The 19,338-nt window shown below is 72.3% G+C and carries 18 protein-coding genes and 1 riboswitch; of the genes, 7 read left to right on the forward strand and 11 right to left on the reverse strand.

The window, feature by feature from the left end; genetic code table 11:
• Positions 1–55 precede the first annotated feature (55 nt).
• Positions 56–484 carry a winged helix-turn-helix transcriptional regulator gene (locus tag ACZ6ZP_RS39525; protein WP_469410327.1) on the forward strand — a complete coding sequence of 143 codons (429 nt, stop codon included), beginning with the start codon at positions 56–58 and terminating at the stop codon, positions 482–484.
• Here ACZ6ZP_RS39525 and ACZ6ZP_RS39530 read toward each other — a convergent pair.
• The 3 genes from ACZ6ZP_RS39530 to ACZ6ZP_RS39540 are packed head-to-tail and all read right to left on the reverse strand — an operon-like array spanning position 460 to position 3,484.
• The gene (locus ACZ6ZP_RS39530; RefSeq protein WP_469410328.1) at positions 460–1,566 is read right to left on the reverse strand and encodes a GDSL-type esterase/lipase family protein; all 1,107 of its coding nucleotides are present in this window, start codon (positions 1,564–1,566) and stop codon (positions 460–462) included. The genes ACZ6ZP_RS39525 and ACZ6ZP_RS39530 overlap by 25 nt on opposite strands.
• Entirely contained in the window at positions 1,563–2,372 is an 810-nt protein-coding gene (locus ACZ6ZP_RS39535) for an SDR family NAD(P)-dependent oxidoreductase (RefSeq protein WP_469410329.1), read from the reverse strand. Before ACZ6ZP_RS39535 ends, ACZ6ZP_RS39530 begins: the two co-directional genes overlap by 4 nt.
• Positions 2,369–3,484: an LLM class flavin-dependent oxidoreductase gene (locus ACZ6ZP_RS39540; protein WP_351168710.1), complete on the reverse strand. Its 1,116-nt coding sequence runs from the start codon at positions 3,482–3,484 to the stop codon at positions 2,369–2,371. Before ACZ6ZP_RS39540 ends, ACZ6ZP_RS39535 begins: the two co-directional genes overlap by 4 nt.
• A gap of 328 nt (positions 3,485–3,812) precedes the next feature.
• On the opposite strand from ACZ6ZP_RS39540, the gene ACZ6ZP_RS39545 reads away from it, so the two are divergent.
• Together ACZ6ZP_RS39545 and ACZ6ZP_RS39550 are read left to right on the forward strand one after the other, a co-directional pair.
• Positions 3,813–5,276, forward strand: coding sequence for an amino acid permease (locus ACZ6ZP_RS39545; protein ID WP_351168712.1), 1,464 nt, complete (start codon positions 3,813–3,815; stop codon positions 5,274–5,276).
• Between the two features lie 10 nt (positions 5,277–5,286).
• Positions 5,287–5,742: an Lrp/AsnC family transcriptional regulator gene (locus ACZ6ZP_RS39550; RefSeq protein ID WP_351168714.1), complete on the forward strand. Its 456-nt coding sequence runs from the start codon at positions 5,287–5,289 to the stop codon at positions 5,740–5,742.
• 79 nt (positions 5,743–5,821) lie between these two features.
• On the opposite strand, the gene ACZ6ZP_RS39555 is transcribed toward ACZ6ZP_RS39550, so the two are convergent.
• The gene (locus ACZ6ZP_RS39555) at positions 5,822–6,457 is read right to left on the reverse strand and encodes a Repetin (RefSeq protein ID WP_351168716.1); all 636 of its coding nucleotides are present in this window, start codon (positions 6,455–6,457) and stop codon (positions 5,822–5,824) included.
• A gap of 341 nt (positions 6,458–6,798) precedes the next feature.
• Between ACZ6ZP_RS39555 and ACZ6ZP_RS39560 the strand changes: the two genes are divergently transcribed.
• Positions 6,799–7,587, forward strand: a complete 789-nt coding sequence (locus ACZ6ZP_RS39560; protein ID WP_383818379.1) for a carbon-nitrogen hydrolase family protein — start codon at positions 6,799–6,801, stop codon at positions 7,585–7,587.
• 71 nt (positions 7,588–7,658) lie between these two features.
• On the forward strand, positions 7,659–9,353 hold the full coding sequence (locus ACZ6ZP_RS39565) for a flavin monoamine oxidase family protein (RefSeq protein ID WP_469410330.1): 1,695 nt from the start codon (positions 7,659–7,661) through the stop codon (positions 9,351–9,353).
• Positions 9,354–9,439: 86 nt separating this feature from the next.
• Here ACZ6ZP_RS39565 and ACZ6ZP_RS39570 read toward each other — a convergent pair whose 3' ends face one another.
• Entirely contained in the window at positions 9,440–10,372 is a 933-nt protein-coding gene (locus tag ACZ6ZP_RS39570; RefSeq protein ID WP_361463329.1) for an LLM class F420-dependent oxidoreductase, read from the reverse strand.
• An 88-nt stretch (positions 10,373–10,460) separates the two neighbouring features.
• A complete protein-coding gene (locus ACZ6ZP_RS39575; protein WP_361463331.1) occupies positions 10,461–11,165 on the reverse strand; it encodes a DUF5995 family protein in 705 nt (234 codons plus the stop codon).
• 233 nt (positions 11,166–11,398) lie between these two features.
• Here ACZ6ZP_RS39575 and ACZ6ZP_RS39580 point away from each other — a divergent pair, with 233 nt between their 5' ends.
• Positions 11,399–12,526, forward strand: coding sequence for a glycoside hydrolase family 6 protein (locus tag ACZ6ZP_RS39580; protein ID WP_469410331.1), 1,128 nt, complete (start codon positions 11,399–11,401; stop codon positions 12,524–12,526).
• Here the strand turns inward: ACZ6ZP_RS39580 and ACZ6ZP_RS39585 are convergent.
• Positions 12,505–13,947 carry a uracil-xanthine permease family protein gene (locus ACZ6ZP_RS39585; protein ID WP_366463325.1) on the reverse strand — a complete coding sequence of 481 codons (1,443 nt, stop codon included), beginning with the start codon at positions 13,945–13,947 and terminating at the stop codon, positions 12,505–12,507. The two genes, ACZ6ZP_RS39580 and ACZ6ZP_RS39585, sit on opposite strands and share 22 nt — an antisense overlap.
• A gap of 136 nt (positions 13,948–14,083) precedes the next feature.
• On the reverse strand, positions 14,084–15,295 hold the full coding sequence (locus tag ACZ6ZP_RS39590) for an MFS transporter (protein WP_351168727.1): 1,212 nt from the start codon (positions 15,293–15,295) through the stop codon (positions 14,084–14,086).
• A gap of 98 nt (positions 15,296–15,393) precedes the next feature.
• Between ACZ6ZP_RS39590 and ACZ6ZP_RS39595 the strand changes: the two genes are divergently transcribed.
• Positions 15,394–16,554, forward strand: coding sequence for an ROK family transcriptional regulator (locus ACZ6ZP_RS39595; protein WP_366463324.1), 1,161 nt, complete (start codon positions 15,394–15,396; stop codon positions 16,552–16,554).
• Here ACZ6ZP_RS39595 and ACZ6ZP_RS39600 read toward each other — a convergent pair.
• The 3 genes from ACZ6ZP_RS39600 to ACZ6ZP_RS39610 form a co-directional block, all read right to left on the reverse strand.
• Positions 16,457–17,248 (reverse strand): hypothetical protein, encoded by a 792-nt coding sequence (locus ACZ6ZP_RS39600; protein ID WP_469410332.1) that lies wholly within the window; start codon positions 17,246–17,248, stop codon positions 16,457–16,459. The genes ACZ6ZP_RS39595 and ACZ6ZP_RS39600 overlap by 98 nt on opposite strands.
• Positions 17,245–17,994 (reverse strand): SDR family oxidoreductase, encoded by a 750-nt coding sequence (locus ACZ6ZP_RS39605; protein ID WP_399982878.1) that lies wholly within the window; start codon positions 17,992–17,994, stop codon positions 17,245–17,247. The genes ACZ6ZP_RS39600 and ACZ6ZP_RS39605 overlap by 4 nt, the downstream gene beginning before the upstream one ends.
• A gap of 70 nt (positions 17,995–18,064) precedes the next feature.
• Positions 18,065–18,907 (reverse strand): RNA polymerase sigma-70 factor, encoded by an 843-nt coding sequence (locus ACZ6ZP_RS39610; protein ID WP_469410333.1) that lies wholly within the window; start codon positions 18,905–18,907, stop codon positions 18,065–18,067.
• A 178-nt stretch (positions 18,908–19,085) separates the two neighbouring features.
• Positions 19,086–19,216: riboswitch (FMN riboswitch) on the forward strand.
• Positions 19,217–19,338: the final 122 nt, after the last annotated feature.

Consider the following 19,338-nt stretch of genomic DNA (forward strand, 5'->3'; position numbering starts at 1 on the left):
GGCCCGTGGTGACCATGGTGATCGGCGCGGCGGCGCCGCATAAGGAGGCACTTTCATGTCAGCAGGGCACACCGCGGTAACCACCCCGCAGACCGCCACGGCTCCCGTCGAGCCGGTGATCAGCTGTGACACCCCGCAGGACGAGTGCGGGGTGCGGGACGTCCTGGACCGGCTCGGCGACAAGTGGTCCGTGTACGTGGTGGTCGAACTCGCCTCGGGCGTCCTGCGGTTCAAGGAGCTGCAGCGCCGGATCCACGGCGGCATCTCGCAGCGCATGCTCACCGTGACCGTGCGGCGCCTGGAGCGCGACGGCTTGGTCAAGCGCACGGTGTACCCGACGATTCCGCCGCAGGTCGAGTACGAGCTGACCGAGATGGGCCACAGCCTCACCCACCTCGTGAAGGCGCTGGCCGACTGGTCCATCGGCCACCGCCCCGCCATCGCCGCCGCCCGCGAGGCCTACGACGAAGCGGCCCAGGAGTGACCCTTCCGCAACGCTGACGCCACCGCGTCCGCGAGGACGCCGTGGCCCGCGTCGCCCGGATGCACCCCGTCCACCAGGTGCCCCGCCTCCAGCAGCCCGCCGCCCGGCAGCACATCGGCCCCGGCGTCCAGGGCCGCCCGCTCCACGGCGGTCCGCAGGTCCCGGAGCGTGGCGCCGAGCGCGTTCGGCACCGCCTCGGCGTCCGGCCGGAGCACGGGGGAGACGACCAGGAGGGGAGCGGCGGGGTGGCCCCGGCGCACCAGGTCCAGGAACGCCCGCGCCGTCTCGTACAGCAGCCTGGCCGAGTGCGGCACCCGCGACCAGCAGTTCGTGCCGAAGGCGACGGTGATCAAGTCGGCGTCCAGGGAGGCGAGTTGCTCGGCCGAAGCCAGCTCACCGCGCGCCGCGCCCGCGTACCCGAGGTTCACCGACTCCACCCCCAGGGCCCGTCCCGCCAGCGCGGGCCACGCCAGATGGGGGCGGCTCGTCGACCAGCCCTCGACGATCGAGTCGCCGTACACGAGCCAGCGCGGCTGCCTCTGCCGGGGTCGCAGCGTGCCGCCGCCCACGGGACGCAGGCCGGTGAGTGCGGGACGCAGTGTCTCCGGGAGGTGGAGGACGAAGTCCCCGTCCGGCTGGGGGAGTTGAATCCGCACCGCGTGGGAGCCGGGCGCCGCGGGGGTGTCGCGGACTGCTCGAACGCGGCCGTCGCACGGTGCGGACGGCCCGGCGACAGGCACGCGTGCGGGCCGCCGCGCGAGGCCTTCGTCGTCCGCTCCCGCGTCGTCCGCTCTCGCCTCGACCGTCCCCGTGCGGATGCCGCCGTTCTCCTCGCCGGAGTCCGTGAGCAGCGTGAAGACGGCAGGCGCGGTGTCGTACGCATCTGTCTGCGACGGCGGCGAGGCGGTGTACGCGATCTCCACGGCGCTCACCGCGCGCGCGGTGAACTCAAGGCGCACCCCGGCCGGGAGCCCCGCCCGCTCCCACGTGTCCCCGGGCAGCCGGTCCCGGTCGGCAGGGTCGGCGCGCACCGCACGCCCGTCCTCGGTCCACCACGCGGCGCCCCGCACGAACTCCCTCACCGTGCACCCCCGACGGTCGGATACGGGAACTTCACGCCGACCCCGCCGTCCACGACGAGCGTCTGGCCGGTGACGTACGAGGAGAGCGGCGAGGCGAAGAAGAGCAGGGCCGACGCGATGTCCGAGGTCTCGGCCACCCGGTCGAGCGGGGCGTTGCGGGCGTTGCGCGCGCGGCCCTCGTCGCCGATCAGGCCCGCCACGCGCGGGGTCCAGACGACGCCGGGCGCCACCGCGTTGACCCGTACACCGCGTGGGCCGTACTCCACCGCCGCCGAGCGGACCAGGGAGATCAGGCCCGCCTTGGCCGCGCCGTACGCGGCGTGCAGGGGCGCCGCCGTCAGGCCCGACACCGACGCCACGAAGACCAGCGGGCCGCCGCCCGCCTCGGCGAGCGCCCTGCCGCCGTACTGGACCGCGAGCCAGGCGTGCCGCAGGACCAGGGAGAAGTGCCAGTCCCAGGAGGCGTCGTCCAGCTCGTCCAGCGGGGCGTAGCGGGCCATGCCCACGATGTCGACGACGCCGCCGATCGGGCCCAGCTCCCGGCGCGCGTAAGCGAAGAGCTCCCGCACCTCTTCGCGGCGCGTCACGTCGGCGACGTACGCGGTGCCGCCCGTCTCGGCCGCCACCGCCTCGGCGCGGCCCTTGTCGAGATCCACGCACAGGACCCGGGCGCCCGCCGACGTGAGCGCGTGCGCGGTCTGGCGGCCGATGCCGTTGCCCGCGCCGAGCAGGACGAAGGCGCGGCCGTCCAGGCGGTGCAGGGTGGCGTAGTCGGGGACGGGCGACGTGTCGAGGGGCTCGCTCACGGTGCCGCCTGCCGGGGGTGGTAGGACGCAAGCTCCGGGATCACTTCCTTGCCCAGGATCTCGATCGTGCGCAGGATCTCCTGGTGCTCCAGATAGCCCCACTGGACGTAGCAGATGAGCTGGTCGATGCCGAGGTCGGCGTAGTGCTTGGCCTTGCGGACGACGGTCTCGGCGTCACCGATGAGGATCATGTCGCCGTCGTTGAACTCCTGGACGGGGACGCTGCCTTCGATGATCGGGGTGAGGAGGGGGAAGGTCCGCTCGCGCTCGTCGGGGGTCAGGTGCGGCAGCTCCCAGTCGAGCGTGAACTGGGCCAGGTTGCGGTACCACCAGGCCACCGAGTCCCAGACCCGCTTGGAGGGGCGGTCGGCCACGTGCACCAGCGTGTAGGCGCTGACGCGGTCCGTGGTGACGTCCGTGATCGGCGAGGGCGTGCGCGCCGCCGCGCGGTAGGCGGCGACCTGACGGGCCATCGCTTCGAGCGGCTGCATGATCGAGAAGGAGAGCAGGCCGAGGCCCGCCGCGCCCGCCACCTCCGCCGAGCCGGGGGACGTCGCCGCCATCCAGCACGGGGGGTGCGGGTCCTGGACGGGCTTCGGCGTGACCATCCGCCGGGGGAAGGTGAAGCGCTCGGACTCGTACGCGAAGTACTCCTCGCGCCACATGCCCGTCACGATCTCGATCGCCTCGCGCCAGTCGGACCGCGACTGCTCCCGGTCGACCCCGAATGCCGTCTGTTCCATGGGAGTTGAGCGGCCGGTGCCCCACTCCACGCGGCCCTCCGAGAGCACGTCCACCGCCGCCACCTTCTCCGCGACGCGCTGCGGGGGAGTGAAGCCGAAGGGGGTGAGCGTGACGCCGAAGCCGAGGCGTATCCGCTCGGTGAGCGCCGCGAGGTGGCCGAGGAGCACCTCGGGCGCCGGACAGTGCGAGCGGCCCTCGCGGAAGTGGTGCTCCACGGCCCACACGGTGCGAAAGCCGACCCGGTCCGCGAGCCGGATCTGCTCCACGGCCTCCCGGTAGGCGCGCTGCTCGGCGGTGCGCTGGCCGTGCGGATGGGGTCCGTTCCAGGGCTTCGGTACGTCGATCTCGTAGAGCACATCGAGGTCCATGGCCTGCTGCCTCCCTCTCGACGGGGCGCGCGATCGGCTCGACCGGAGTGCACGATGGGGCAGATCTGACGAAGTGTCAATGACCTCCCGGGAGCCTCGGCACGCAACGGACGAAACGGACCGCGCAACGAAGACCCGCAGGAAGGGGATGTACGCAACGATCATGCGGGCTTGCGCAAGGTTGCTGCATTACGTACGTGAAGCGCGCCTCATAGAGTCATCCGCTGTACGTGGTGTGGCGGGGACCGCCTGCTCGGCGGTCCCCATCCATGCGTGGGTGCTGCCGCCGGTCCCGCCGCCCTGACCGGCAGCGATGAAGGAGCCACGCGTGCTCGACCAAGGCGCACCCCCGCAGAACCGCCCAAGTCCCCCGGGGGCCATTGGGTTCGGCCGTCGCTTGATGCGGCGCAAGCCCGTGGAACTGCTGGTCGCCGAGGGCGGCCAGGGCGAGGGCGGCTCGCTGCGGCGCTCCCTCGGCATGTGGCAGCTGACCATGATCAGCATCGGCGCCACGCTCGGCACCGGCATCTTCGTCGTCCTCGGCGAGAGCGTGCCCAAGGCCGGGCCCGCCGTGACCCTGTCCTTCGTGCTCGCCGGCCTCACCGCCCTGTTCTCCGCGCTCTCGTACGCCGAGCTGGCGGGCTCCATACCGGTCGCCGGATCCTCGTACTCGTACGCGTACGCAACGATGGGCGAACTCGTCGCCTGGGTCTGCGGCTGGTGCCTGGTCCTGGAGTACGGCGTCTCGGTCGCGGCCGTCGCCGTCGGCTGGGGCGAGTATCTGAACGAGCTGCTCGACGGCACCATCGGCGTCACCATCCCCGACGTGCTCTCCTCGGCACCCGGTGAGGGCGGCATCATCAACCTGCCGGGCCTGCTCGTCGTGCTGCTCGCGATGGTGTTCCTGCTCGGCGGCGCCAAGGAGTCGGCGCGCGCCAACACGATCATGGTCGTCGTGAAGATCGCCGCGCTCGTGCTCTTCTGCACCATCGGCTTCATGGGCTTCAAGTCCGGCAACTACTCCGACTTCATGCCGCTCGGCACCGCCGGCGTCAGCGCCGCCGCGGCGAGCCTCTTCTTCTCGTACATCGGCTTCGATGCCGCCTCCACCGCCGGTGAGGAGGCGAAGAACCCGCAGCGCGACCTGCCCCGCGCGATCATGCTGTCGCTGATCATCGTCACGGCGCTCTACGTCCTGGTCGCGGCCGTCGCCGTCGGCGCCTGGAACTGGAAGGACTTCGAGGGCTCCGAGGCCGCGCTCGCCGCGATCATGAACGACGTCAGCGGCCAGAGCTTCTGGGGCACGCTGCTCGCCGCCGGCGCGGTCATCTCCATCGCGTCCGTCGTCCTGACCGTGCTCTACGGCCAGACCCGCGTCCTGTTCGCCATGTCCCGCGACGGCCTGGTCCCCAAGGTGTTCGGCAAGGTCAGCAAGAAGACGGGCACGCCCCGCGTGAACACCGTCATCGTGTCGCTGTTCTGCGCCGCCCTCGCCTCCGTCATCCCGCTCGGCAAGCTCGTCGACGCCACCAGCATCGGTACGCTCTTCGCCTTCGCCCTGGTCAACGTCGCGGTGATCGTGCTGCGCCGGACCCGCCCGGACATGCCGCGCACCTTCCGGGTGCCGCTCGGCTGGCTCTTCCCGGTGCTCGGCTTCGGCTTCTGCGCGTACAACATGTTCAGCCTCGACTCCGTCACCTGGGTCGTGTTCGGTGTCTGGATGGCCGCAGGCCTCGTGTTCTACTTCCTGTACGGCATGAGCCGCTCCCGATTGGCCTCCGCAGAGAAGTGATCCACCCCCAGTGCGACTGAACGATCTCGACGAACGCATCGTGCACGCCCTCGCCGAGGACGCCCGCCGTTCCTACGCCGACATCGGCCAGCTGGTCGGGCTCTCCGCGCCCGCCGTGAAGCGGCGCGTGGACCGGCTCCGGGAGACCGGGGCGATCACGGGATTCACCGTGCGGGTCGACCCGGCCGCGCTCGGCTGGGAGACCGAGGGGTTCATCGAGATCTACTGTCGCCGCAACACCTCGCCGGAGGCGATCCGGCGAGGTCTTGAGCGGTACCCGGAGATCGCGTCCGCGTCCACCGTCACCGGTGACGCGGACGCGGTCGTCCAGGTCTTCGCCGCCGACATGCGTCATTTCGAGCGCGTGCTCGAACGGATCGCGGGGGAGCACTTCGTGGAGCGGACGAAGTCCGTGCTGGTGCTTTCGCCTCTGATGCGGCGGTTCTCGTCGGGGGCCCCTGCATAGTGCCTCGGGCGCGGGTGCGTCGTGGCTGAGCGCGCAGTTCCCCGCGCCCCTTCGGGGCGCTCGTCCAGCCCCGGCGTGGTCAGTCGGTCGGGTACGTCGGATGCCAGGGCGTGACGTCGAAGTCGCCCGTGCCCTTCCTGACCTTCTCGAAGGGGGCCGAGCTCGTGCACTTGGTCAGCTTCTTGGTCCCGTCGGGGCCGCCCACCGCGGCCCAGCTGTAGCCCACGCGGTCCAGCTTCTCGCCCTGGTCGTGGACGGTGAAGCCCACGCGGCCTCCCTTGATGTCCTTGAGGTTGGTGTCGGTGATGATGCCGGTGGCCGTGGCGACCTTGCCGCCCGTGATCAGGCAGTCGATGCGGCCCTTCGCCCAGCCGCCCTCGCCGCCCGGCCTGTCGAGGTGGACGAAGCGGAAGGTGCCGGTCGCCTTGTCCGGGCGCATGGTGTGGCGCTTCGCCAGATGGGCGTCGAACGTGAACGTCACGTCCTCGGTGGTCTTGCGGTAGAGCTTCGCGCTGCCGGTGAGCGCGGCGGCCTCGCGGGTCTGCGCGTGTGACGTGGCCTTGTCCGGTGTGTGCGGTCCGTCGCCGTCCGACGCGACGGCCGCTCCGGCCGCTCCCGTGGCGATCAGCAGGGCGGTCCCCACGGCGATCACGCGGCGGCGGGTGTCGGTGAACCGGGCGGTGCTGCGGCTGCCGGTGCTTGCGTTGCGGCTCACGAGAAGCCTCCTGATGCGTGCCGTTCACCCGGTCCTTCCGGGCGAGATCACGGTCTCGCGGCAGGGGGTGCCGGCACGTCCGGCCACGGGCGGCAATCCGCCTCCGCCGCGTGGCGGGGAACACCCCCGCGCACCCTGCGCCCGGCGGTGGACACCGCTACGACCCCGGTCCCATGCCGCCGCGCAACGAATCGCCGCCGAAGGCCCCGTACGCGCAACGGATCGAGCGGCGGCCCGCAACGCTCGCGCCTTGTCGCGGCAAGCCCGCCGACCGTACGGTCTAACGGTCCCCACCAGTCCGTCAGTCCCTTCGCATGCCCCGAGGTCACGCCATGCCCCCGCTGCGCACCGCCCTGCTCCAGAGCTCGGGCCGCCCCGGCTCCGTCGCCGCCAATCTGAAGGCGCTCGACGAGGCCGCGGCCCGTGCCGCCGCGGCGGGCGCGGGCCTCCTGGTCGCGCCCGAGATGTACCTCACCGGGTACGCGATCGGCGACGACGTGGCACGCCTGGCCGAGCCCGCCGACGGGGCGTCCGCCACCGCGATCGCCGAGAGCGCCGCACGCCACGGCGTCGCGGTCGCCTACGGCTACCCGGAGCGGGAGGGCGAGCGGGTCTTCAACTCCGTCCAGCTCATCGGCCCCGACGGCGTCAGCCTGGCGAACTACCGCAAGACCCACCTCTTCGGCTGCTTCGAGCGCGACTCCTTCACCCCCGGTGAGCAGTCCGTCGTCCAGGCCGAGCTGGGCGGTCTGCGGATCGGCCTGATGATCTGCTACGACGTGGAGTTCCCGGAGAACGTCCGCGCGCACGCCCTCGCGGGCACCGACCTGCTCCTCGTGCCCACGGCCCAGATGCACCCCTTCCAGTTCGTCGCCGAGTCCGTCGTCCCGGTGCGGGCCTTCGAGAACCAGATGTACGTCGCGTACGTCAACCGGGTCGGCAAGGAAGGGGAGTTCGAGTTCGTCGGGCTCTCCACCCTGGCCGGACCCGACGGAGTCGCGCGCACCCGCGCCGGACGGGACGAGCAGCTGGTCTTCGCCGACGCCGACCCGGCCTTCCTCGCCGCGTCGCGCGAGGCCAACCCCTATCTGCGCGACCGCCGCCCGGGTCTGTACTCGTCCCTGATCTGACCCTCCCGAGTATCCGGTCCTCCCGAGCCCCCTTCTTCTGTTCTGCCGTTCCCGCAAGGAGTCCGTACCCCATGACGTCCACGGTGCCCAACGCCGTCCAGCACACCGACGCGCAGCCGCCGATCACCATGTTCGGTCCGGACTTCCCTTACGCGTACGACGATTTCCTCGCCCACCCGGCGGGCCTGGGCCAGATACCCGCGACCGAGCACGGCACGGAGGTCGCGGTCATCGGCGGTGGCCTCTCCGGCATCGTGGCCGCGTACGAACTGATGAAGATGGGCCTCAAGCCCGTCGTCTACGAGGCCGACCAGATCGGCGGCCGGCTGCGCACCGTCGGCTTCGAGGGCTGCGACGGCGATCTCACCGCCGAGATGGGCGCGATGCGCTTCCCGCCGTCATCGACGGCGCTGCAGCACTACATCGACCTGGTGGGCCTCAAGACCCAGCCCTTCCCCAACCCCCTCGCGGAGTCGACGCCCTCGACGGTCGTCGACCTCAAGGGCGAGTCCCACTACGCGACGTCCGTCGACGACCTGCCGCAGGTCTACCGCGACGTGATGAACGCCTGGAACTCCTGCCTGGAGGAGGGCGCCGACTTCTCCGACATGAACCGCGCCCTGCGCGAGCGCGACGTGCCCAAGATCCGCGAGATCTGGTCCAAGCTCGTCGAGAAGCTCGACAACCAGACCTTCTACGGCTTCCTCTGCGATTCCGAGGCCTTCAAGTCCTTCCGGCACCGCGAGATCTTCGGCCAGGTCGGCTTCGGCACGGGCGGCTGGGACACCGACTTCCCGAACTCCATCCTGGAGATCCTGCGCGTCGTCTACACCGAGGCCGACGACCACCACCGCGGCATCGTCGGCGGCAGCCAGCAGCTGCCGCTGCGGATGTGGGACCGCGAGCCGCAGAAGATCGTGCACTGGGCTCCCGGTACGTCCCTGAGCTCGCTGCACGAGGGCGGCGTGCCGAAGCCGGCCGTGACCCGCCTGGACCGCACCGCGGGCAACCGCGTCACCGTCACCGACTCCTCGGGCGACATCCGCACCTACCAGGCGGCGATCTTCACCGCCCAGTCCTGGCTGCTGCTCTCCAAGATCGCGTGCGACGACACGCTCTTCCCCATCGACCACTGGACGGCGATGGAGCGGACCCACTACATGGAGTCCTCCAAGCTCTTCGTCCCGGTCGACCGGCCGTTCTGGCTGGACAAGGACGAGGAGACCGGTCGGGACGTCATGTCGATGACGCTCACCGACCGCATGACGCGCGGCACTTACCTGCTCGACGACGGCCCGGACAAGCCCGCCGTCATCTGCCTCTCCTACACGTGGTGCGACGACAGCCTGAAGTGGCTGCCGCTGTCGGCGAACGAGCGCATGGAGGTCATGCTCAAGTCGCTCGGCGAGATCTATCCCAAGGTCGACATCCGCAAGCACATCATCGGCAACCCGGTGACGGTGTCGTGGGAGAACGAGCCCTACTTCATGGGCGCCTTCAAGGCGAACCTGCCGGGCCACTACCGCTACCAGCGGCGCCTGTTCACGCACTTCATGCAGGAGAGCCTGCCGGCGGACAAGCGGGGGATCTTCCTCGCCGGTGATGACATCTCCTGGACGGCGGGGTGGGCGGAGGGCGCGGTCACGACCGCCCTGAACGCCGTGTGGGGTGTCATGAACCACCTCGGTGGTTCGACCGACGCGACGAACCCCGGTCCGGGGGACGTGTACGACGAGATCGCTCCCGTCGAGCTGCCTGAGGACTGACAGGCAGCGCCGTTTTGTCTGGGGCGCGTGGGGATCTGCCGGGCCGTCGTGGTCGATCGCGCAGTTCCCCGCGCCCCTTCGGGGCCCTAGACCCCCGCTGCCCTTGCCGCCTCGTACACCTCTGCCGCCACGTCCTTCAGTTCTTCCGCGTCCCGTGCGCCGCCCGCGAGTTCGATGAGGATCTCTTCGACCGCGCCCGTCGAGGCGTGTGCCTCCAGGTCCTCGACGATCTGCTCGACGTTGCCCCGGAAGGGGGCGCGCTTCTCGCCCACGTACGGCTTCGCCGTGTACCGGGCGTTGGCCCGCAGGACGCTCTGGACGGGCTGGGTGCGCCCGCGCTCGGTGGCCAGTTCCTTCAGGGCCTGGGCCTGTTCGGCCAGCTTGTCGGCGCCGGCGCCCACCGGCATCCAGCCGTCGGCGCGGTCGACGAGCCTGCGCAGGGCGCGCGGGCTGTTGGCGGGCAGCAGGATGGGGATGGGGCGCTCGGGCTTGGGGGCGACCACCGAGGGCGCGATCGTCGTCAGCTCCCCTTCGTACGCCACCGGGTCCGGGCCCCACACCGCGTGGCAGACGTCGATCAGCTCGTCCAGGACCTTGCCGCGCCGGTTGAAGGGGGCCACCCCCGCCGCCGCGTACTCGTCGTGCGACCAGCCCGTGCCGAAGCCCGCGACGACACGGCCGCCGCTCGCCGCGTCCAACGTGGCGAGCGAACGCGCCAGTTGGAACGGCACGTGCAGCGGGGCGACCAGGACGCTGGTGCCCAGGCGGGCCCGCTCGGTGGCCGCGGCGGCCAGCGTCAGCGTGATCAGCGGGTCGGCGACCGAGCGGTAGGTGTCGGGCCAGGGCAGGCCCTCGATGCCGTACAGACCCTGGGTCGCGGGCTCGGGGAACAGGATGCGCTCGTAGACCCACAGGCTCTCGTACCCGATCTCCTCGGCCGCGCGGGCCACTGCCGGGACGTCACGCCCGATGCGGTACTGCCGGCCCTGCGGGAGGCCGAGTCCGAGTCGTGTGGCCATGCTGGTGCTCCTTCGCATCCGGGGTCACTGCCTTCAACGTACAGCGATCGTCGGGGAGTTCCTCGGTGGCGGAAGGCAAGCGGCCGGATCAGTCCGGCAGGGGCGTGAGGAGCATCCGGCCCACCAGGCCGACTGCGCCGTCCAGACGGTCCCGGAACTCCTGGGCGACCGGCGGGAGTTCGCGCAGGGCCCGCATCGCCAGGGCCGTCGCCCACGCGCTGTCCCTGGCCCGCTCCAGGCTCCAGGAGCCCAGCAGATGGGTGAGCGGGTCGGCGATCTGGAAGAGGTCGGGCCCCGGCATCAGCTCGTCGCGGATGCGCTCCTCCAGCGAGACGAGGATGTCGCCCACGCGGTCGAACTCGTCCTCCAGGTCCGCCGGTTCGCAGCCGAGCGTACGACAGGCGTCCATGACCGCCAGCGGAAGGTCGTGCCCGATGTGCGCGTTGATGCCCGCGAGCGCGAACTGCAGAGGGCGTACGCCGGGATGGCGGCGGAGCTGGAACAGCGGCCGCCAGCAGGCGGGCGGCCTGCGGTCGGCGGCCACCGCGTCGACCGCCGTCAGATAGCGCTCGGCGAACAGGACGTCCAGGGTGATCGCGGCCCCGGTGTCCGGGAATCGCCCCCTGTCGAGGTGCCGGTCGACCTCTTCGGTGACCGCGAGATAGACCCGGTTGAAGACCCCGACGCCGTCCCCCGGCGGGAAGCCGGTGCCCAGCGCGCGCATCCGCGTCAGCACCCCGTCGACCCCGTGTGCCGAGCCCGTGAACTCCGCGAACCGCTCCAACTGCGCCATGGTGGCAGGGTCCCAGTCCTAGGCTGGCCCGAGTGCCGCCGCACCGGCCGCTTCCCCAGAACGAGGGAACGGCGACCGTGTGTGCCCCTGGGGAGGGGGAGTGGGCGCGCCGTGTCAGGGGGACACGGGGGAGGGGGAGGAGCCGCACTGTGTCAGGCAACCGCGCACGCCATCGCGCCGGACGGCGCGACGGGCGAACGTCCAGGCGAAGAGGCGCCGCTCGTCACGGGGTCATGGTCGTGGCGGCCTCGATCGTGGCCGCCGTCGGCGCCGTGGCCGGAATGGTGTCCGCCCTGGACGAGGGCGGCGGCAAGGACCGGGCGCGCCCGAAGGTGACGAAGTCGCCGACGTTCCAACCGCTGCCCGCGGTGCCGACGCCGTCCGTGTCGCCCTCCTCGGCCACGCCGTCGCCCGTGAGGTCCTCCGCCGCGCCGGTGCCCGAGCCGGAACCGAAGCCCGCGACGCGGCGCCCGAAGAAGCCGAGCACCACGGCCCCGGCGGCGAACTCCCTCTACCGGCACGGCGACTCCCAGGTCCTCGACTGGGTCAGGGCGAACCGGAGCGACCCGCGCCGCCCGCTCATCGAGTCACGGATCGCCGACCGGCCCGCGGCGGTGTGGTTCGCGCAGTACGCGCCCGGGACCATCACCTCGCGGGTGCGGGCGGTGACGTCGGGCACCGGGAGCCGGGTGCCCGTCGTCGTGCCGTACGCGATACCGGACCGCGACTGCGGGGGCGCCTCCCAGGGCGGGGCGCCGGACCTCGCCGCGTACGACGCGTGGATCGGGAAGTTCGCGGCGGGCCTCGGCTCGGGCGAGGTCATCGTCGTCCTGGAACCGGACGCGATCGCGCTCTCCGAGTGCCTCTCGGCGAAGCAGCGCACCGCCCGCTACGCCTCGCTCGCCCGCGCGGGCCGCACCCTCAAGGCCGCCAACCCCAAGGCCCGTGTCTACTACGACGCCGGGCACTCCGGCTGGAACGCGGCGTCCCAGCAGGCCGGGCGGCTGCGCGCGGCGGGCGCCGCGTCCCCCGCGTCGTCCGACGGCATCTTCACGAACGTGTCGAACTTCCACCGCACCGGCGACGAGGCCGCCTACGCCCGCGAGGTCCTGACCGCGCTCGGCGGCCCGGCGAGCCTGGGGGCCGTCATCGACACCAGCCGCAACGGAAACGGCGCCCCGGCCGACGGGGAGTGGTGCGACCCGGCGGGCCGGGGGCTGGGGCCGAACCCGACGCTGCGCACCGGCCAGGCCCGCGTCGACGCCTATCTGTGGATCAAACTGCCGGGCGAGTCCGACGGCTGCAAGGGCGCGCCCGGCACCTTCAACCCCGACTACGCCTACGACTTGGCGCGCGGCTGAGAGCCGTCGGCGCCCTTCTCCGGGGCCTCGTCGCCCGTGTCGCCCGCATCGCCTTCGTCGTACGTGGACGTGCCCGAATCGAGCAGCGGCTCCTGCGACTTGAGGTGCGGCGGGGCGAAGGCACGAAGGACGTGATAGCCGGTGATCACGACGATCGTGCCGAGGGCGATGCCGCTCAGCTCGAAGTTGTCGGTGATCTTCAGTGAGACGCCGCCGACGCCGATGATGATGCCCGCCGCGGCCGGGACGAGGTTCAGCGGATTGCGCAGATCCACGCCCGCGTTGATCCAGATCTGGGCGCCGAGCAGGCCGATCATGCCGTAGAGGATGACGGTGATGCCGCCGAGCACGCCGCCCGGGATGGCCGCCACGACCGCGCCGAACTTGGGGCAGAGGCCGAAGAGCAGGGCGAAGCAGGCGGCGGCCCAGTAGGCGGCCGTGGAGTAGACGCGGGTCGCGGCCATCACGCCGATGTTCTCGGAGTACGTCGTGTTGGGCGGACCGCCGACCGCTGTGGAGAGCATGGACGCGGCGCCGTCGGCGGAGATCGCGGTGCCGAGCTTGTCGTCCAGGGAGTCGCCGGTCATCTCGCCGACCGCCTTGACGTGCCCGGCGTTCTCGGCGACCAGCGCGATGACGACGGGCAGGGCGACGAGGATCGCCGACCACTCGAAGCTCGGAGCGTGGAAGGTCGGCAGGCCGATCCAGTCGGCGTTGCCGACGGCCGAGAGGTCCAGGCGCCAGTGGTCGACGACCTTGCCCGAGCCGTCCGCCGAGTGGATCTTGCCGAAGACCAGGTCGAGGGCCCAGGACAGGGCGTAACCGAAGATCAGGCCCAGGAAGATCGCGACGCGCGACCAGAATCCGCGCAGGCACACCACGGCCAGACCGGTGAACAGCATCACCAGGAGCGCCGTCCACTGGTCCTGCGGCCAGTACGTGGACGCGGTCACCGGCGCCAGGTTGAAGCCGATCAGCATGACGACGGCGCCGGTGACGATCGGCGGCATCGCGGCATGGATGATCCGCGCCCCGAACTTCTGGACGGCCAGGCCCACCAGGAACAGCGCGGCGCCGACCACGAAGACCGCGCCCGTCACGGTCGCGGAGGAGCCGCCCTGCGCGCGGATGACGGCGGCCACGCCCACGAAGGAGAGCGAACAGCCCAGGTAGCTGGGCACCCGGCCGCGCGTGGCGAGCAGGAAGATGACGGTCGCGACACCCGACATCATGATCGCGAGGTTCGGGTCGAGGCCCATCAGGACGGGCGCCACGAAGGAGGCGCCGAACATGGCGACCACGTGCTGGGCGCCGAGCCCGAAGGTCCGGGGCCAGGAGAGCCGCTCGTCGGGTCGGACGACGGCTCCGGGCGCGGGGGTGCGCCCGTCGCCGTGCAGTCTCCAGCGCACGCCGAGATCCATGTTCTGTTCCGCCTTCTGTGCGCCCGACTTTGTCAAGACCTGAATGAGTCAGCGCAATGTTAATCCGGCATAAGTGCCAGGGACTCTCACCGGCCGCTCGCGGGGCGCCCGGCGAGCAACCGATGGAACCGTGGGGTCAGGCCTTCGGGCCGGGTGTCGTCGCCTTCGCGGGCGCGACCGGGGTGGCCTCGCGGCCGTCCGTGCGCAGGACGCCGGCGAACAGCGCGAGCCCGCAGGCGAGGACCGTCACCAGGCCGAAGGAGACCACCAGGCTCGTCGCGTCGGCAAGCGTGCCGATCGCCGACGGGGCGATCAGGCCCGATGTGTACGTGATGGTGGCGACGCCCGCGATGGCCTGGCTGGGGTTGGGGCCGCTGCGCCCGGCCGCGGCGAAGGCGAGGGGCACCACGACCGCGATGCCGAGCCCGAGCAGCGCGAACCCGCCCATGGCGACCGCCGGATGCGGCGCGACGACCACGAGGAGACCGCCGAGCGCCGCCACCACGCCGCCCACGCGCACCGTGCGCACCGCCCCGAAGCGGTCCACCACCGCGTCGCCCGCGAGCCGCGCGATCGCCATGGTGAGCGTGAAGCCGGTGGTGGACGCGGCGGCGACACCGGCCGACGAGTCCAGGACGTCCCGCAGATAGACCGCCGACCAGTCCAGGCTCGCGCCCTCGGCGAAGACCGCGCAGAAGCCGACCGCGCCGATCAGGAGCGCCGACTTGGGCGGCAGCGAGAAGCGCGGCGGCGCCTCGTCCTCGGGCTCCGCCTGGAGGTCGAGCACGCCCTGGCAGGCGACGAGGCCGATCGCGGTGAGCGCCACGGCGGCGAGCGCGTGGTGCAGCCGTGCGTCGGAGCCCAGATGGGCGGCGACCGTGCCGGCCGCGGAGCCGATGAGGGCGCCGACGCTCCACATGCCGTGCAGCCCCGACATGATCGACTTCTTCATGCGGGTCTCGACCTCGACGCCCAGGGCGTTCATCGCCACGTCCGACATGCCCGCCGTCGCGCCGTACACGAACAGGGCCACGCAGAGCGTGAGCAGGTTCGGCGCGAGCGAGGGCAGGATCAGGGCCATCGTCCACAGGGCGAGCAGCCCGCGCAGCGCCGTCCGGGCGCCGAAGCGGTGGCTGACCCAGCCCGCGAGCGGCATCGCCACGGAGGCGCCGATCGCCGGGAAGGCCAGGGCGAGGCCGAGGAGTCCCGCGCTGAGGCCGGCGTGGTCCTGGATCCAGGGCACGCGGGTCGCGAAGGAGCCGGTGACGGCGCCGTGCACGCAGAAGACGGCGGCCACGGCGTACCGCGCCCGCTTCAACTGCCGTACGTCCTGGACCACTTCACTCATCGATGCTCCGCCCCTCCCGAGGTGCCGCCCCGCTACGGCGACGTAAACTATCAGGAACCCTGCCTGATAAATAGCAGCTTTATGGAAGGATCCCCGGCATGCCCGCATCACCGAGCACCGCCCGGGCCATCAACGACCGGCTCGCCCTGGGGCTCCTGCAGCGCGAAGGACCGCTGACGGCCAACCAGTTGAAGCAGCTGACCGGACTCTCCCGGCCCTCGGTCGCCGACCTGGTCGAGCGCCTTCAGGGCTCCGGGCTGATCGCGGTCGTGGGGGAGGCGGGTGCCCAGCGCCGGGGGCCCAATGCCCGGCTGTACGGGATCGTCGCCGACCGGGCGCACCTCGCCGCGCTCGACGTGCGCACCGGCGGCGTCTCCGTGGTCGTCACCGACCTGCTCGGCGCGGTGCTCGCCGAGGCCTCCGCGCCCATCGGCGGCGACACCGGCACCGGAGCCGCGGTCGAGCGGGCCGTGGCCCTCGTGGAGAGCACCGCCGGGGACGGCGGCGTTCAGCGGCTGCACACGGTGGCGATCGGCGCCCCCGGCCTCATCGACCCCGCCACCGGCGAACTGCGCGACACCACCGCGCTCCCGGCCTGGCACCGCCGTCTCGCGGGAGCCCTCCAGGAACGGCTCCCGGCGCACGTGCTCGTGGAGAACGAGACCAACCTCGCGGCCCGCGCCGAACAGCGCGAGGGCGCGGCCCACGACCGCGACACCTTCGTCCTGCTGTGGCTGGGCGAAGGCGTCGGGGCCGCCGTCGTGCTCGACGGCAGCCTGCGCCGCGGGGCCTCCGGCGGCACCGGCGAGATCGGCTTCCTGCCGGTGCCCGGCACGAACGTGCTGCCGTCCGCCACCGGCTGCGACGGCGGCTTCCACTCGCTGGCCTGCGCCGCCGCGCTCCGTGACCTCGGCGCCGAGCACGGCGTCCTGCGGCCCGGCGCGAGCGCCGCCGAGGTGATGCGGCACGCCGCCGAGAGCGGCCACGAGGCCTACCTCGACGCCGCCGCCGACCGGATCGCCGTCGGCGCCGCCGCCATGGCCGCGATCCTCGACCCCGGCTGCGTGGTCCTGGGCGGCGAGGTCGGCCGCGCGGGCGGCGAACCGCTCGCCACCCGCGTGATGCACCGCGTCACCGCGATGTCCCCGCTGCGCACGGAGGTCAGGGCGAGCACCCTCGGCGGTTCCGCCGTGCTGCGCGGCGCGCTGCTCGCCGCGAGGGAAGCGGCGCAGGACGAGCTGTTCGGACCCGCACGCTGAGCCACAGCAGCCAGGACGGGCCGATCACCCCGGCCCCCAGGAGGGCCATCAGCGTCGCGGCGGACCCGGCCGTCATGTGCTCCAGGTGCGCCGAGTGGAACACCAGATGGGGCACGGAGAAGGTCAGGTACGCGGCGAGCCCGACGGAGACGAGCCGCGGCTCCATCGCGCGCACGCCCGCCGCGAGGACCACCGCGATCGCCAGGGAGGACGCCCCCAGATCGCGCATCATGTGCTCGTTGTAGGGCGGCAGGTCCGACACCCACAGGACGCCGTAGAAGGAGCGGGGAGCGAACAACTGCCAGCACCCGACGCAGAGTTGGGTGGCAGTGAGGGCGAGCAGGCCGCCCCACAGCACCTTCGCACCGCGCCCGGCCACTCCCGCGCCGCGCCGGGCTACTCCCGTGCCGCGCCGGGCTACTCCCGTGCCGCGCCGGGCTACTCCCGTGCCGCGCCCGGCCACTGCCGCGCCGCGCCGGGCTACTCCCGTGCCGCGCCCGGCTACTCCCGTGCCGCGCCCGGCTACTCCCGTGCCGCGCCCGGCTACTCCCGTGCCGCGCCCGGCTACTCCCGTGCCGCGCCCGGCCACTGCCGTGCCGCGCCCGGCCACTGCCGTGCCGCGCCCGGCTACTCCCGTGCCGCGCCCGGCTACTCCCGTGCCGCGCCCGGCTACTCCCGTGCCGCGCCCGGTCACCGCCGCCCGCCGAAGCGCCCCGCGAGGAACTCCTCGAACGTGCCCTTGCCCACCGCCCGCTCGGGGGTCAGATGCCCGCCCGCGCGCATGCCGCGGTACGCCTTGCCCGCGAGCCGCACCGGCAGCACGGGTCGGCGCTTCCCGCTCGCCCGCAGATAGGCGCGGCCCAGCTCCTGGAACGTACGGACCTCGGGGCCTCCCATGTCCGCGACCCGCCCGGCGGGCGACGCCACCGCCAACTCCGCGAGCCGGTCCGCCACTTCGCGGACCTCGATCGGCTGGTCGCTGACGCCCGCGGGCAGCGGCATGACCGGCAGCTTCGCCGCGCCCGCCAGGATGCTCAGGACGAGGTCGTGGAACTGCGTCGTGCGCAGCACCGTCCAGCCGAGCCCCGACTCCTCGACCAGCTTCTCGACGGCGAGCTTCGAGCGGTAGTAGCCGAGCGGCACCCGATCCACGCCGACGATCGAGATGTAGACCAGGTGCGGCACCCGGGCGCGCCGTGCGGCCTCGACGAGACGCCTCGCGGCCCGCTCGTCGCCGCCGCGCGGCATGGTCGCGCAGTGCACGATCGCGTCCGCGCCCGCCACGGCCGCGTCAAGACCCGCGCCGCCCTCGCGCAGGTCGACGGCGTACGGCCGGGCGTGGCGGCTCAGGACGCGTACGTCGTGTCCGTCCGCGCGCAGCCGGTCGGCCAGCGGGCGGCCGAGGGTTCCGGTGCCGCCGGTCACCAGGATCGTGGTCATTGCAGGGCTCCTTCGCTGAGCGGTGCGGGACGCCGGGCAGGCGTCCTTCACAGCTGAGACCGGGCAGCCCTCAGGAATGTGACAGCTGCCCCGCCGAGAAGACCAGCTTGTCGGGATTGACCACCACCCACACCTCGCTGACCAGGCCGCCCCGGAACGCGAACGACGCGAGTCCCACGACCGTCCCCGCCGCCCTCGCGACCAGCGCGGGCGCGCCGTTGACCTCGGCGTACGAGAGATCCATGGCGGAGGCGAACTTCCGCATGCCGCCCACCACGAACGGCACCACCTTCGCGCGCCCCAGGATCGGCCTGCGCGCGGCGGTGACCTTGCCGCCGCCGTCGCCCCACCACGTCACGTCCGCCGCGAGCATCGTCTCCAGGCCCGCGAGATCCCCCTCGCGGGCCGCCGCGACGAACGACTCCAGGAACGCGTCCCGCCGCTCCGCCACCGCGTCGAACCGGGTCCGCTCGTCGGCCACCGCCCGCGCCGCCCTGCGGTACAGCTGCCGGCAGTTGGCCTCGCCGATGTCCAGGACACCGGCGATGTCCCGATGGCTGTAGGCGAACGCCTCCCGCAGCACGAACACCGCGCGCTCCACCGGCGTGAGCCGCTCAAGCAGGACCAGCAGCGCCATCGACACCGCGTCCCGCTGCTCCGCCGACTCCAGCGGGCCGAGCGTGCCGCCCGAGGTGACGACCGGCTCCGGGAGCCAGGGCCCCACGTACTCCTCGCGCCGCGCACGCGCCGAAGTCAGCCTGTTCAGACAGAGATTGGTGACGACCTTGGCCAGCCACGCGGCAGGGTGCCCGATGTCCGCGCGGCGCGCGCCGCTCCAGCGCAGATACGCGTCCTGGACGGCGTCCTCCGCCTCCTGGGCGGAGCCGAGCATGCGGTAGGCGAGCGAGAACATACGAGGCCTATGGGACTCGAATTCATCGGCCGGAGCAGCGGTCGTCACGGCACTCAGCGTGCCAGAGGGGTCCGTCACCGCCGGTCAGAGGGCTGTCACAGGCTGCTGTGAGCCAGACCACAGAGGTTCGCTCGTATGGGCGTCGATCAGGCGTGGCACACTGGCCTCGTACCAAAAGCAGCGCACTCCGGGGTCGGTGTAATTCCGAACCGGCGGTTATAGTCCGCGACCCGGCCGCCTCCAGTGGCCGGTTGACCAGGTGAAACTCCTGGACCGACGGTGAAAGTCCGGATGGGAGGCAGTGCGCGGCGGGCGGGCATTCGTGCACGTCGCCGAGTGGCTTGTTTTTGGGATTCCCGGTTTTCCGGGTTCCCCAGGGAGAAGTCTCGTTTCCGGCGACGCTCCCGGTGTCGCAGTCCGTACGTTCTGTC

Source organism: Streptomyces sp. NPDC054047 (assembly GCF_055585065.1).